Source organism: Castellaniella sp., from assembly GCF_034675845.1.
Classification (GTDB): Bacteria; Pseudomonadota; Gammaproteobacteria; order Burkholderiales; family Burkholderiaceae_B; genus Castellaniella.
Genome location: NZ_JAUCCU010000001.1, coordinates 61,330 through 75,270, shown reverse-complemented (window position 1 = coordinate 75,270; position 13,941 = coordinate 61,330). Strand labels below are relative to the sequence as shown.

The 13,941-nt window shown below is 59.6% G+C and carries 11 protein-coding genes and 1 pseudogene; 10 read left to right on the top strand and 2 right to left on the bottom strand.

What is annotated here, in order from left to right; translation table 11 throughout:
• Window positions 1-10: 10 nt before the first annotated feature.
• Window positions 11-2,583, bottom strand: a pseudogene (locus VDP81_RS00400) ([protein-PII] uridylyltransferase).
• A 5-nt stretch (window positions 2,584-2,588) separates the two neighbouring features.
• Window positions 2,589-3,401 carry a type I methionyl aminopeptidase gene (gene map / locus VDP81_RS00395; RefSeq protein ID WP_322995373.1) on the bottom strand — a complete coding sequence of 271 codons (813 nt, stop codon included), beginning with the start codon at window positions 3,399-3,401 and terminating at the stop codon, window positions 2,589-2,591.
• 166 nt (window positions 3,402-3,567) lie between these two features.
• Here map and rpsB point away from each other — a divergent pair, with 166 nt between their 5' ends.
• The 10 genes from rpsB to VDP81_RS00345 all read left to right on the top strand — a co-directional run bounded on the left by rpsB (window position 3,568) and on the right by VDP81_RS00345 (window position 13,935).
• Entirely contained in the window at window positions 3,568-4,320 is a 753-nt protein-coding gene (rpsB, locus tag VDP81_RS00390; protein WP_322994947.1) for a 30S ribosomal protein S2, read from the top strand.
• Window positions 4,321-4,413: 93 nt separating this feature from the next.
• Window positions 4,414-5,289: a translation elongation factor Ts gene (gene tsf / locus VDP81_RS00385; protein WP_322994948.1), complete on the top strand. Its 876-nt coding sequence runs from the start codon at window positions 4,414-4,416 to the stop codon at window positions 5,287-5,289.
• 103 nt (window positions 5,290-5,392) lie between these two features.
• Window positions 5,393-6,109 carry a UMP kinase gene (pyrH, locus tag VDP81_RS00380; RefSeq protein ID WP_322994949.1) on the top strand — a complete coding sequence of 239 codons (717 nt, stop codon included), beginning with the start codon at window positions 5,393-5,395 and terminating at the stop codon, window positions 6,107-6,109.
• Window positions 6,110-6,118: 9 nt separating this feature from the next.
• Window positions 6,119-6,679 carry a ribosome recycling factor gene (gene frr, locus VDP81_RS00375; protein ID WP_322994950.1) on the top strand — a complete coding sequence of 187 codons (561 nt, stop codon included), beginning with the start codon at window positions 6,119-6,121 and terminating at the stop codon, window positions 6,677-6,679.
• Window positions 6,680-6,706: 27 nt separating this feature from the next.
• Window positions 6,707-7,468: a polyprenyl diphosphate synthase gene (gene uppS, locus VDP81_RS00370; RefSeq protein WP_322994951.1), complete on the top strand. Its 762-nt coding sequence runs from the start codon at window positions 6,707-6,709 to the stop codon at window positions 7,466-7,468.
• 11 nt (window positions 7,469-7,479) lie between these two features.
• A complete protein-coding gene (locus tag VDP81_RS00365; protein ID WP_322994952.1) occupies window positions 7,480-8,319 on the top strand; it encodes a phosphatidate cytidylyltransferase in 840 nt (279 codons plus the stop codon).
• A 3-nt stretch (window positions 8,320-8,322) separates the two neighbouring features.
• Window positions 8,323-9,528 (top strand): 1-deoxy-D-xylulose-5-phosphate reductoisomerase, encoded by a 1,206-nt coding sequence (gene ispC, locus VDP81_RS00360; protein WP_323011238.1) that lies wholly within the window; start codon window positions 8,323-8,325, stop codon window positions 9,526-9,528.
• 11 nt (window positions 9,529-9,539) lie between these two features.
• Window positions 9,540-10,874, top strand: a complete 1,335-nt coding sequence (gene rseP / locus VDP81_RS00355) for an RIP metalloprotease RseP (protein ID WP_323011237.1) — start codon at window positions 9,540-9,542, stop codon at window positions 10,872-10,874.
• 69 nt (window positions 10,875-10,943) lie between these two features.
• Window positions 10,944-13,316: an outer membrane protein assembly factor BamA gene (gene bamA, locus VDP81_RS00350; RefSeq protein ID WP_323011236.1), complete on the top strand. Its 2,373-nt coding sequence runs from the start codon at window positions 10,944-10,946 to the stop codon at window positions 13,314-13,316.
• Between the two features lie 67 nt (window positions 13,317-13,383).
• Window positions 13,384-13,935 (top strand): OmpH family outer membrane protein, encoded by a 552-nt coding sequence (locus VDP81_RS00345; protein ID WP_322994956.1) that lies wholly within the window; start codon window positions 13,384-13,386, stop codon window positions 13,933-13,935.
• The last annotated feature ends 6 nt before the right edge of the window (window positions 13,936-13,941 follow it).

Below are 13,941 nucleotides of genomic sequence, written 5' to 3'. Positions count from 1 at the left end.
AATAAGATGCTCAGAGAGTACCCGTCAGGGCGTCAAATAAGTGGCGCTCGAATTGCCGCTGCGTGCGCGGATGCTCCAGAACCTTGCCCTGGACAATGAATATATCCTCTACGCGATCACCCAGGGTCATGATCTTGGCCATTTTCAGATTGATCTCATGTTGGGTGAATACGCGGGCCAGGTCGTGCAGCAGGCCGACGCGGTCGGCTGCCGTCACGGATAAGCGCCATGCCCCTCCGGGCTCATCGGCCTGCAGGCTGATGACCGGCATGATGGGAAATACGCGCGAGCGCCGGGAGCTGCGGCGCAGGGTCGATGCTGCCTTGATATCCGTGGGGCGTGTTTGCAGCGCCTCCAGTAGCTCATGCTCGATCAAGGTCGCATGCGAACGATAATCCCGATCGGCATCCGGCAGCAGCACGATAAAGCTATCCAGCGCCCAGCCCTGGCGGGTGGTGTGGATTCTGGCATCCTGGATGCTCAGGCCGTGGCGGTCGAAATAAGTGCAGATATCCATGAACAGATCGGCCCGGTCCGGAGCATAGGCCAGTACTTGCAGGGCTTCGCTCTGGCCCAGTACCCGGGCGCGGACTACCGGGTCCGGTCCTTCAAAGCAATGGTATAGATGACGGGTGTGCCACGCGATCTCGTGGGCTTCATGGCGCAGAAAATAGGCTACGTCCAGTTGGGACCAGAATGCGTTGCGACTTTCGTCGCGCAGGCCCAGGCGGCGGATTTCCGCAGTGGCGGCTTCCTTGCGTTGCGCCAGAATTGTGCCGGTATCGGGGCGTGCCCCCCCCAGCGCCGCCAGGGTCTGATGGTATAGGTCTTCCAACAGCTTGCCTTTCCAGCTGTTCCAGACTTTAGGGCTGGTGCCGCGGATATCGGCAACGGTCAGCAGATAAAGCGCATCCAGGCGGCGCTGTGAGCCCACCAGCGCGGCAAAGCCGTGGATCACGCGAGGGTCGCTGAGGTCGCGTTTTTGGGCGACTTGCGACAGGCTGAGGTGCTCGCGGACCAGGAACACCAGAAAATCGATTTGCGTGGCGCTGAACTGGTGCTGGCGCGCAAATCGGCGTACTTCGTCCGCACCCAGTTGGGAATGATCGCCTCCGCGACCTTTGGCAATATCGTGGAACAAAGCTGCGACATACAGCAGCCAGTGCTCGTCCAGATCAGCAATCAGCTGGCTGGCCAGCGGGTTTTCCTGGGCGTGTTCCGGCATGGTAAAGCGCCGCAGGTTGCGAATCACCATCAAAATATGCTGATCTACGGTATAGGCGTGAAACAGGTCGTGCTGCATCTGTCCGACGATGCGCCGAAATACGGGCAGATAGCGCGGCAAAATATTCCACATCGTCATGTCGCGCAGGGCATGGACGATGCCCTGGGGTTGCTGCAGAATCTGCAAAAACTGATGCCGATTGACTGGGTTGCGACGAAATTGTGCATCGATCAAGCGCCGGGCATGCCAGATGGCCCGCAATGTCCCGGCTGCCATGCCCTGCAGTTCAGGGTGCTGCTGGCGCACCAGAAACACCCGCAGCAGCAAGGCGGGGTTGCGCTCGAAGGCATCGGCGCGGCGCAGAGTCAGATGCCCGCGCAGCGCATAAAAATCGTCATCCAGATCGATGGCTGGTGCTTGGGGCTGGGGGAAAATATGTTCCTCCAGGCTTTGCATCAACAGGCGGTTGACCTGGCAGACGACGCGTGCCGCCCAGTAGTAGCGTTGCATCAGCAGCTCGCTGGCGCGCCGGTGTGTCTGGTCCTTGAAGCCGTAGACCTGTGCCAGACGGGGCTGCAGATCGAATAGCACCCGGTCTTCGCGACGTCCCGACAGCAGGTGCAGTTCGATGCGCAGGCGCCTGAAGGCTTGTTCGGCGCGGCGCAGCGAGCGAAATTCGGTCGGAGTCAGCAAATCCGTGGCGGCGACAGCCTTCCAGGTGCTGCCCAGGCCCGCGGCGCGGGCCAGCCACAGCAGGACCTGCAAGTCGCGCAGTCCGCCGGGGGCTTCCTTGCAGTTGGGTTCCAGCGCGTAGGGGGTGTCCTGGTGGCGGGCGTGGCGCTGCTGCATTTCTGTGCGTTTGGCCAGAAAAAAAATTCGCAGGGGTCCAGGTCGGCCTGCATCTGTTGGCGAAAGCGCTGAAACAAGGCGCGGCCACCCACCAGCCAACGGGCTTCCAGCAGGGCGGTCTGTACGGTGATGTCGGCGGCGGATTCATGCCGACATTGCGCCAGTGTGCGCACGCTATGGCCAGGTTCCAGGCCGATATCCCATAAGGCGGCCAGCAGCGCTTCGATGCGTTCCCGGTCTTGCGCATCCGGGCTGTGCTCCAGCAGAATCAGGATATCCAGATCGGACCCTGGGTAGAGTTCGCCGCGACCATAGCCGCCGACCGCCGCCACGCAGGCCCCATCCGGAGCCGGGTGGATGGATAGCAATCTACGGACGGCACCATCGGCGATCCGCCGCAGGGTGCTCAGGAGAGTGTCCGGGCGCAGATGCTGGCGATAGGCTGCGATTGCTTGGGCCCGCTGCGCCTGCAACTGGCTGCGCAAGGCGGCAACACCGTCCTGCGACATAGAGGTCATGCAGGCGTTGAGGCCTGAATAAAGGCGGGTGGTGCCGGCATGCCGGGCGAGACGGTCAGAACCTCGTAGCCGTCATCGGTCACCAGGATGCTGTGCTCCCATTGGGCCGACAGGCTGTGGTCGCGGGTGACCACGGTCCATTGGTCCGCCAGGGTACGGATTTCGCGCCGTCCGGCGTTGATCATGGGCTCGATGGTGAAGATCATGCCAGCCTGCAGGCGCACCCCCGTGCCGGGTTTGCCATAATGCAGGACCTGGGGGTCTTGGTGAAAACGCTGACCCACGCCGTGGCCGCAGTATTCGTGCACCACGGAAAAGCCAGCGGCTTCGGCATGTTTCTGGATTGCGTGGCCGATGTCCCCCAGCGTTGCCCCCGGTCGCACCTGGGCGATGCCCAGCCACATGCATTCGTACGTGGTCTCGGCCAGGCGGCGGCCCAATATTGTGGGTTCGCCCACGTAATACATGCGGCTGGTATCGCCGAACCAGCCATCCTTGATGATGGTGATGTCCATGTTCAGGATATCGCCGTTTTTCAGGACCTTGTTGCCGGGGATGCCATGGCAGATGACATGATTGACCGAAATGCAGATCGAGGCGGGGTAGGGAGGGTAGCCCGGAGGGGCATAGCCGACCGTGGCGGATTTGACCTTCAGCTCGTTGGTCAGATAATCCATGCACAGACGCTCGAGTTCCCCGGTGGTGATGCCGGGGCGCACATGCGGTTCCAGATAGTCCAGAATGCTGGCGGCGGCCTGGCAGGCAGCACGCATCTGATCGAGGTCCTGAGGGTCTGTGATAAGAGGAATCATGAGGAAGCTTGCCGAAAATGTATTAAGAATAGTAGAATTATAGGCTTCGCTATAAATAGCGTGCAGGGCCATCCATGGGTGTTTGCGGACGCCACTGAATCACATTCAATGTTAGTCCCGGATGCTGGCCCTGTACAAGACCCAACCCTTTGGAGAAATCTACATGAGTCTCATGCGCGAAATGCTGGAAGCTGGTGTTCACTTTGGTCACCAGACCCGCTACTGGAACCCGAAAATGGCCGAATACATTTTCGGTCAACGCAATAAAATTCACATCGTCAACCTCGAGCGCACAGTCGAGAAATACCTGGAAGCCAGCCAGTTTGTGCGCCAGGTGGCGGCTCGCGGCGGCAATGTGCTGTTTGTGGGCACGAAACGCTCCGCGCGCGAGATCCTCGCTGTCGAAGCCCAGCGCTGCGGCATGCCTTATGTCGACAGCCGTTGGCTGGGCGGCATGATGACGAACTTCAAGACCGTCAAAGCCTCCATCAAGCGCCTCAAGGAAATGGAAGCCCAGCAGGCTGAAGGCGTCACCGAGCACATGAGCAAAAAAGAAACCCTCATGTTCGAACGTGAACTCGCCAAGCTGAATAAATCCATCGGCGGCATCAAGGACATGAACACCTTGCCCGAAGCGCTGTTTGTGATTGACGTCGGCTACCACAAGATTGCCGTGGCTGAAGCCCATACCCTGGGTATTCCGGTGATTGGCGTGGTGGATACCAACCACTCGCCCGAAGGCATCGATTATGTCATTCCTGGCAATGATGACTCCAGCAAGGCCATCGCGCTGTACGCTCGCGGCATGGCGGATGCCGTGCTGGCTGGCCGCGAACAAAGCATCAATGGCCTGGTCGAAGAACTCGCCGAGGGCGAAGAATTCATTGAGGTCGAACAAGACCACCAAGAGGATTAATTCCTCTTTCATGCCGCCTAGGCCAGCCCTTGCGGGCTGGTAGTTCGATACCGGCATGCGCCGGTATCTGCATTGATCGAACAGGAGAATCTAATGGCTCAAATTACCGCTGCCATGGTCAAAGAACTGCGCGAAAAGACCGACGCGCCGATGATGGAATGCAAGAAAGCCTTGACGGAATCGGATGGCGATCTGGCCCGTGCCGAAGAACTGCTGCGCGTCAAGCTCGGCAGCAAGGCCTCGAAGGCAGCCAGCCGCGTCACGGCCGAAGGCCTGGTCGGCCTGCATATTGCCGCTGACGGCAAGCTCGGTGCCCTCGTCGAAGTCAACTGCGAAACCGACTTTGTCGCCAAGAACGACGACTTCATCGGCTTTGTCAATGAACTCGCCCGCTTGGTTGCCGAACAGAATCCGGCTGACATCGCCGCCCTGAGCGCCTGCGCACTGGGCGATGGCACTGTCGAGAGCACGCGCGCCGCGCTGGTTGGCAAAATCGGTGAAAATATGTCCGTGCGCCGTTTTCAGCGTTTCGAGACCGTCGATGGCCTGAACAGCTATGTGCACGGTGGTCGCATTGGCGTGCTGGTTGATTTTGCCGGCGCCGACGAAGTCGGTAAAGACTTGGCCATGCACATCGCCGCCACCAAGCCGCGTGCCTTGGATGCGGGGGGTGTGGATCCCGCACTGATCGCCGCCGAGCGTTCCGTGGCCGAACAAAAGGCCGAAGAATCGGGCAAGCCCGCTGAAATCGTCACCAAGATGGTGGATGGCGCGGTGCAGAAATTCCTCAAGGAAGTCACGCTGCTGTCCCAGCCCTTTGTCAAGAACGACAAGCAGTCGGTCGAGCAGATGCTGAAGGAAAAAAGCGCCCGCATCAATCGTTATGTCTTGTTCGTGGTGGGCGAGGGCATCGAAAAGAAATCAGAAGACTTCGCTGCTGAAGTCGCCGCTGCTGCCAGCGGTTCCTGATTTTCTTTGATTCAGGTACGATGGCATCGCGCCGTGTGCGCGGTGCCGTTTCACGTCAAAGCCCGCCGTTTTAATATTTATTGCCTTTCCAGGAACCTGGTGCATGTCAAATCCAGCCTATAAGCGCGTCCTCCTGAAATTATCCGGAGAGGCCCTGATGGGGGGGGATGCCTACGGCATCAACCGCGCAACCATCCTACGCATGACCGAGGAAATCCACGGCATTGTGTCTTTGGGGGTGCAGCTGGCCGTGGTGATCGGCGGAGGCAACATTTTTCGTGGCGTAGCACCTGGCGCTCAGGGCATGGACCGCGCCACTGCCGATTACATGGGCATGCTGGCCACCGTCATGAATGCTCTGGCCCTGCAAGACGCGCTGAAAAATCATGGTGTTGATACCCGAGTGCAATCAGCCTTGAACATTGATCAGGTGGTCGAACGCTACATTCGCCCCAAGGCCCTGCGCTACCTCGAGGAAGGCAAGGTCGTGGTGTTTGCAGCGGGTACCGGCAATCCGTTTTTCACGACGGATACCGCAGCGGCTTTGCGCGGCGCCGAGATCGGGGCGGAAATCGTCCTGAAGGCCACCAAGGTCGATGGCATCTACAGCGCAGACCCCAACAAAGACCCGAACGCCACACGCTATTCACGTATCAGTTTCGACGAGGCGATCGTCCGTCGCCTCGAGGTCATGGATGCCACCGCCTTTGCGCTGTGCCGCGACCAGAAACTCCCGATCAAGGTCTTTTCGATCAATAAACCTGGTGCCCTGCGCCGTGTTGTCTGCGGCGACGACGAGGGCACTCTGGTTCAGGTATAGGAAACCGTCATGTCTCTTTCCGATGTACGCAGCTCGACCGACGAGCGCATGGGTAAGTCCATCGAATCTCTGAAGACCAGTCTTGGCAAGATCCGCACGGGCCGCGCCCATGCGGGAATTCTGGACCATGTCCAGGTCGAATACTATGGTTCGCCCGTACCGATCAGTCAGGTCGCCAATGTCTCTGTCATGGACGCCCGCACCCTCAGTGTGCAGGTCTGGGAAAAAACCATGGCCGCCGCTGTCGACAAGGCCATCCGCGAATCCGACCTGGGTCTTAACCCCATCGCCATGGGTGACAATATCCGGGTGCCGATGCCAGCCCTCACCGAAGAACGCCGCCGCGACCTGACCAAAGTCGTGCGGGGCGAAGGCGAGGACACCAAGGTCGCCGTGCGTAACTTGCGCCGCGATGCCAATGACACGCTTAAAAAACTGCTCAAGGACAAGGAAATCTCCGAGGACGATGATCGTCGCGCCCAGGATGAAATTCAGAAGCTGACAGACCGCTACGTGGCGGACATCGATAAGATCATCGCCCAAAAAGAAGCCGAGATCATGACGGTCTGACCGTCAGTCCCTCCAATCTCGCACCGCATGGTCCAAACCAGCTCAACCCTGAGCATTCCCCAGACCGGACAGGTTCCCTGCCACGTTGCCATCATCATGGATGGCAACGGACGCTGGGCCACCAAACGTCACTTGCCCCGCACGGCAGGTCATGTGCGCGGCGTACAAGCCGTGCGGCGCGCAGTCGAGGCCTGCGGACATCGGGGGGTTCGGTATCTCACGCTGTTTGCCTTCAGTTCGGAAAACTGGCGGCGGCCGGCCCACGAAGTCTCGGTGCTGATGCGGCTCTTTATCCGCACCCTGGAAAAAGAAGTCGACAAACTCATCGCTCAGGGGGTGTGCCTGCGCATCGTCGGCGACCTCAGTGCCTTTGATGCGAAGCTTCAGGATCTGATCCGCGAGGCCGAGCGCAAGACTGCCGGGCAAACCACGCTGACCTTGACCATTGCAGCAAACTACGGGGGCCGCTGGGATATTCTCCAGGCTGCTCAGGCATTACTCAGGGATCACCCCGAATTATCAGCGCATCCAGAACACCTGGACGAGGCTGCCCTGACTTCCAGGCTGGCCATGGCCTACGCCCCAGAGCCGGATCTCTTTATTCGGACCGGTGGCGAACAGCGCATTTCCAATTTCCTGATCTGGCAACTGGCTTACGCCGAACTCTATTTCACCGATTGTTTTTGGCCGGACTTCGGCGCAGTTGAAATCGACCAGGCCTTTGCTTGGTATCGAGATCGCGAACGCCGTTTCGGGCGCACCAGCGAACAGCTGCGCAGCCCGGCTTGACAGGGGATTACATGCTGCGTCAACGCATTCTGACTGCGATCGTTCTTTTACTGATCGTCGCTGCCGCCGTGACGGCGTCTACACCCTGGCCCATGCTGGCGCTGCTGGGCATCATGACAGGCTGCGCGCTATGGGAATGGTGGCGTCTGGTGTGGGCCAACGCTTTGGCGCGCAATGCAGGCGCCGTGCTGGTGGTTTGTGTGCTGGGCGTCGCATCGCGATTATTGGTGGATGGCCAGCCTGGGCTGATGACCCTTTCCAATACCTTGATCCTGCCATTGGCACTGCTGTTCTGGCTGCTGGCCGCGCCGTTCATGGTGCTGCGCGCCCAAGTCCCTGCGCATTGCCCTACTATAGGCTTGGCGCTGGCCGGGCTGGTCACTCTGGTGGCCACTTGGTATGCCTTGGCCTGGTTATTTGTCCAGCACGGCGCAGCCGCGCTGATTTCCCTCTGGGCGCTGATCTGGTGTGCGGATATTGCTGCTTATTTCGTGGGTCGCAGCCTGGGGCGCCATAAGCTTGCTCCTAAGGTAAGCCCCGGCAAAAGCTGGGAAGGTGCAGTGGGCGGGGTGATCTTTGCGACCCTGTGGCTGCTGGCCTGTGCGGCCTGGTGGCCCGATAGCTATGGCGCCTTGCTGCTGCCGCGCCTGGGTTGGTCGGGCCTGATTGTGGTCGGCCTGGTGTTGGCTGCCTGGTCCATTATCGGTGATCTCTTTGAGTCTCTCCTCAAAAGGCGTGCCGGGGTCAAGGACTCCAGCCAGTTGTTGCCTGGGCACGGTGGGGTATACGATCGCATCGATGCCGTCTTGCCCGTGGCGCCGGCTGCTGTTCTTTTGCTGATATTCGGATAAGCCATGTCTGCTGTGCAACACCTCTGTATTTTAGGATCGACAGGCTCCATTGGGGTCAGCACGCTGGATGTCGTGGCCAGGCATCCAGAGCGCCTGAAGGTCCATGCTTTGACCGCGCATAGCCGCATCGAAACCCTGGCCGCCCAGGCTGTCCGGCACGCTGCCCGCGTGGTCGTGGTGCCCGATGACGCTGCACGTCAGCGGTTTCTCGCCGCCTGGCCCGCTGGCCGACCCGTGCCTGAAATCCGGGTGGGGGCGCAGGCCTTGGCGGATACGGCGGCAGATCCCGACGTCACGGCGGTCATGGCGGCCATTGTGGGGGCTGCCGGCCTGCCTGGCGCGCTGGCTGCGGCCCGCGCCGGCAAGCGCGTGTTGCTGGCCAACAAAGAAGCCCTGGTGGCGGCAGGGGGCCTGTTCATGCAGGCGGTACGCAACCATGGCGCCGAATTGCTGCCGATCGACAGCGAACACAATGCCATTTTCCAATGCCTGCCCCAGTCAGCCGAACGCGCCCATGCGCCGACCCAGCCCGCCCCCGGGGTGCGCCGATTGCTGCTGACGGCGTCGGGCGGGCCGTTTCGCCGCACGGCACTGGATCAGCTGGAACACGTGACGCCCGATCAGGCCTGTGCCCATCCCAATTGGCGCATGGGACGAAAAATTTCGGTGGATTCGGCCACCATGCTGAATAAAGGCCTGGAGGTCATCGAGGCGCACTGGCTGTTTGCCATGCCAATGGAACGCATCCAGGTCGTCATACACCCTCAGAGTGTCGTTCACTCTATGGTCGAATACACGGATGGGTCCATTTTGGCGCAGCTGGGGCAGCCGGATATGCGCACCCCCATTGCCTATGGTCTGGCCTATCCGGATCGGATTGACAGCGGAGTCGGCCTGCTGGAACTGACCCGCCTGGGACATTTGGATTTTGAAACCCCGGATTTGCAGCGCTTTCCGTGTCTGGGTCTATCGCTGGACGCCTTGAAGCAGGGGCAGGGGGCTTGCATTGCCCTGAATGCGGCCAATGAAATCGCCGTGGCGGGTTTTTTGCAAGGCAAGATCCGCTATACGCAGATTCCAGAGATTATTGCGCACTGCCTGAATGAGTCCGCGCGCCTGGATTCCTCCATCCCATCATCGCTGGACGAGGTTCTGTATCTGGATGCCCGTACCCGGCGCACGGCGGCAGGCTACTGCCAGTTTGCCTGAATTCATACACGATGCTGCTGACCTTAACCGCTTTTATTGTCGCCCTCGGCCTTCTGGTCACTTTTCATGAATTCGGCCATTACTGGGTGGCGCGGCGCTGCGGCGTCCGGGTTTTACGCTTTTCCGTTGGTTTTGGGCCGGTATTGTTGCGCCGCCAGGATAGGCATGGCACCGAGTGGGCCTTGTCGGCCATTCCCTTGGGCGGCTACGTCAAGATGCTGGATGATGCGCCCGCTGGGGCGGACGAGGCGATGCGCCGGGCTGCATTCAACAACCAACCTTTGTCGCGCCGCGTGGCCGTCGTGGCCGCCGGCCCCATCGCCAATCTGCTGCTGGCCGCCTTGATCTACACGGTACTCAACCTCTGGGGCACCCAGCAGCCACTCGCGATCTTGGGCGCGCCGGCGGCCAATACCCCGGCGGCCTTGGCAGGCATCCAGGCGGGCGATACGCTGGCCGCCGTCGATGGGCAGGCCGTGGCATCCTGGCCCCAAGCGCGCTGGCAGTTGCTGGGGCCGATCACCGCAGGCGGTCAAGTGGACCTGGCCCTGGTGGGGCCGCGCCAGGATACACGGCACCTGACCCTGAATCTGCGCAGCCAGTTGCCCGATTCTGAAGGCATTGATCCTTTGGCCGAGGCCGGCCTGATTCTGCAGTCGGCGCAGCCACAGGTGGGCGAGCTGACCCCCGGTGGGGCAGCCCAGGCCGCTGGCCTGCAGCCTGACGACATCATTCTGGCGGTCGATGGCCAGCCGCAGGCCTCTGTGCAGGACTTGGTGCAGACCATCCAGCAGCATCCAGAGCAGCCGCTCATCTTGTCTGTTCAGCGGCAATCCGCCCGCTTTGATCTGACCATCACCCCCGCCGTCGTGCTGGAGGCAAATCAGCCCATCGGCCGCATTGGCGCACAAATCATGGCCTATCGACCCATGGTGCTGGTGCGCCTGGGGCCGCTGGATAGCCTGTGGACTGGTCTGAGCAATACGCTGGACATGAGTCTTTTTTCTGTGCGCATGATGGGCCAGATGATCATGGGAGCAGTCTCATGGCGTAATATCAGCGGGCCAGTCACGATTGCCGAATATGCAGGCCAGACCGCCCGCATCGGCCTGGAGGCCTATTTGCGCTTCTTGGCGCTGATCAGCATCAGCATCGGCGTCCTGAATCTGCTGCCGATTCCCATGCTGGATGGTGGGCATTTGCTGTTCTACCTGATCGAGGCCCTGCGCGGCGGCAGGCCTGTTCCTGAACACGTGCGTGACCACGCAACGCGTTTGGGCATGAGTCTTGTGCTCGCCCTGATGTTTCTTGCCTTGTTCAATGATTTTTCACGGCTTTTCAGGTGATCGCGTTGTGACTTACAATCGCGCATTACTTGTCTCTTGACCCTGCTACGGCTGAAAAGGATTGCCAGGATGTCGTCTCTTCGGAACTCTCGTCTCATCAAGCGTGCCATTCCCATGGTGCTGGCGGCGCTGCTGGCCCCTGCCATGGCGGCGGCATTCACGCCTTTTGTCGTGCAGGATATCCAGGTCCAGGGCGTCGAGCGGGTTGATCCCGGTACGATTTTCACTTACCTGCCCGTCAAGGTCGGCCAGACCTTCACCGAGGCAGAGGCCGCTACTGCCATCCAGAAGCTCTATTCGACTGGGTTTTTCAGTGATGTGAAGATCGATGCGCGCGGCAATGTGCTGGTGGTATCGGTCGCCGAACGTCCTACGATCGCTGCCATTACCTTCAATGGCATGCGTGAGTTCGACGCCAAAGCGCTGACCAAGTCCCTGGCACAGGTGGGTTTTGGTCAGGGGCGCGTGTTTGACCAGGCCATGCTGGATCGCGCTGTCTTCGAACTGAAGCAGCAATACTTGGCCAAGGGCAAATACGGCGTCCAGGTCAACCCAGTCATCACGCCCCTGCCGCGCAATCGCGTCGGCGTCAGCTTTGACATCTTCGAAGGCGGGGTCGCCACCATCGAGCGCATCGACTTTATCGGCAACAAGGCTTTTTCCGCCGGTACGCTCGAAGACCAGATGGAGCTCACCACCGGCGGCATGATGACGTGGTATACCGGTACCGATAAATATTCTCGCGAAAAACTCGAAGGCGACGTCGAGCGCATCCGATCCTACTACCTGAACAACGGCTATCTGGAATTCTCCATGGAGCCGCCCCAGGTCACGATATCCCCGGATCGCAAGCACATCTACCTGACCTTCTCTTTGCACGAGGGCGAGCCCTATACGCTGGGTCAGGTGGATCTGGCCGGCGATTTGCTGGGCCTGCAGGATAATCTGCAGCCCTTGCTGACCATCAAGGAAGGCGAAACTTTCTCGGCTGAAAAGACCAACGCGGTTGCCAAATCCATCAATGATTATCTGGGATCGCTGGGCTATGCCTTTGCCAACGTCAACCCCAGCCCCTCGTTGGATCGCGACACCCATGTGGCCCAACTGACGTTTTATGTTGATCCCGGTCGCCGTGTTTATGTGCGCCGCATCAATGTCGGGGGCAATACCCGCACGCGCGACGAAGTCGTGCGCCGCGAAATGCGCCAGCAAGAAGCCGCCTGGTACGACTCCTCCAGTATCCAGGCTTCAAAGGAGCGCATTGACCGCCTGGGATATTTCAGCGAACTGGACGTCAAGACCGATCCGATTCCGGGCTCGCCCGACGAGGTCGATGTCAATATCAATGTCAAAGAAAAGCCCACCGGCATGATTAACCTGGGGGTAGGGTACGGCACCACCGACAAGCTCATGCTGTCCGCCGGGATCAGCCAGGACAACGCCTTTGGCAGTGGCAACTCCCTGGCATTGAATATCAATACCAGCAAGACCAACCGTGCGGCAATCATCTCGCACACCAATCCCTATTGGACGCAGGACGGCATCAGCAAAACCACCTCGATCTACTACCGTCGACTGACACCTTACGATGTGTCGGACAGTGGCTCCTTGGGCTGGTACTCCAATGAATCCATGGGTTTAGGGCTTAACTTCGGGGTGCCTATCTCCGAGGTTGATCGTGTCTTCGCCGGATTTACCCTAGAGCGGAACTCTCTGCGCGACATGGTGATGGGGACCAATCTGGATAACAACCCCGCCCCGCTGGCGTATCAGAACTTTGTCCGCGAATATGGCGAAACAACGAATGCGGGTATTTTCAGCATAGGCTGGGCCAAGGACACCCGCGATAACGCCATGGCGCCGCACAAGGGTGGCTATACGCGCCTGGCAGCGGATATTTCCACGCTGGACCTGCGCTACTACAAGCTCTCCGGTCAACAGCAGTATTTCCTGCCGCTGGGGCGTGCCTTCACGCTGGCACTGAATGGTCAGGTCGATTGGGCCAAAACCTACGGCGGCGACAGCAAGCCCTTCCCGGTGATCAAAAACATGTATGCTGGGGGCATCGGCTCGGTGCGCGGCTACGAAGGTGCCTCACTGGGGCCTCGCGATACCTTGACCGATACCTTCCTGGGGGGCTCACGGCGCATTGTCGGCAATGTCCAGTTGTACATGCCTTTCCCTGGCGCCTCCAGAGACCGCACCCTGCGTTGGTTCCTGTTCTCCGACGTAGGCCAGGTCACCACCACGGATAATTCAGGTTGCCCGCAAGGTCAGGATAATCGTGTGGCTGATCCCTGCGGTTGGAAATACTCCGCCGGTATCGGGCTGTCCTGGGAATCTCCATTGGGACCCTTGCAGTTATCGGTTGCCCGGCCCCTCAATTCGAAAGAAGGCGACCAGAAGCAAATGTTTCAATTCCAGATTGGCACGGGTTTCTGATTCTGCCAATTTAATGGCACAATAATCGTTTTTATTGCAGCGTTCACTCGCAGGTGGTTTTGTCATCATGGCTCTTTCAGGTTTGAATGTTTCAACTTTGGCGCAGCGCGCCGTATCGGGTCACCGTGCGCTGGCCGTGGCTGCTGCCATCGGCCTGGGAACGCTGTTCGTCGCTCCGGTCTATGCTCAGGCGACCAAAATTGGTTTTGTCAGCACTGAACGCATTTTGCGCGATTCAAAGCCCGCCAAGGCAGCGCAGGCCAAAATCGAAGCCGAATTCAAAAAGCGCGATCAGGATCTGCAAAAACTGGCTGATAGTCTGCGCAACCAAGCCCAGAAGCTCGATAAGGACGCCCCTGTATTATCAGAATCCGAGCGCATCAAACGCCAGCGCCAGTTGCAGGACATGGATTCCGATCTGCAGCGTAAACGCCGTGAATTCCAAGAGGACTTCAATCGCCGCCGCAACGAAGAGTTCTCCACCATTGTCGAAAAAGCCGACACGGCGATCAAGAAAATCGCCGAAGACCAAAACTACGATCTGATCATCCAGGACGCCGTCACGGTCAGCCCACGCGTGGATATCACGGATCAGGTCATCAAATCCCTGGGCGGTTGATCATCC

Coding starts and splice junctions, on each gene's coding strand:
- rpsB (WP_322994947.1), top strand. CDS start 3,568: ATGAGTCTCATGCGCGAAATGCTGGAAGCTGGTGTTCACTTTGGTCAC.
- tsf (WP_322994948.1), top strand. CDS start 4,414: ATGGCTCAAATTACCGCTGCCATGGTCAAAGAACTGCGCGAAAAGACC.
- pyrH (WP_322994949.1), top strand. CDS start 5,393: ATGTCAAATCCAGCCTATAAGCGCGTCCTCCTGAAATTATCCGGAGAG.
- frr (WP_322994950.1), top strand. CDS start 6,119: ATGTCTCTTTCCGATGTACGCAGCTCGACCGACGAGCGCATGGGTAAG.
- uppS (WP_322994951.1), top strand. CDS start 6,707: ATGGTCCAAACCAGCTCAACCCTGAGCATTCCCCAGACCGGACAGGTT.
- VDP81_RS00365 (WP_322994952.1), top strand. CDS start 7,480: ATGCTGCGTCAACGCATTCTGACTGCGATCGTTCTTTTACTGATCGTC.
- ispC (WP_323011238.1), top strand. CDS start 8,323: ATGTCTGCTGTGCAACACCTCTGTATTTTAGGATCGACAGGCTCCATT.
- rseP (WP_323011237.1), top strand. CDS start 9,540: ATGCTGCTGACCTTAACCGCTTTTATTGTCGCCCTCGGCCTTCTGGTC.
- bamA (WP_323011236.1), top strand. CDS start 10,944: ATGTCGTCTCTTCGGAACTCTCGTCTCATCAAGCGTGCCATTCCCATG.
- VDP81_RS00345 (WP_322994956.1), top strand. CDS start 13,384: ATGGCTCTTTCAGGTTTGAATGTTTCAACTTTGGCGCAGCGCGCCGTA.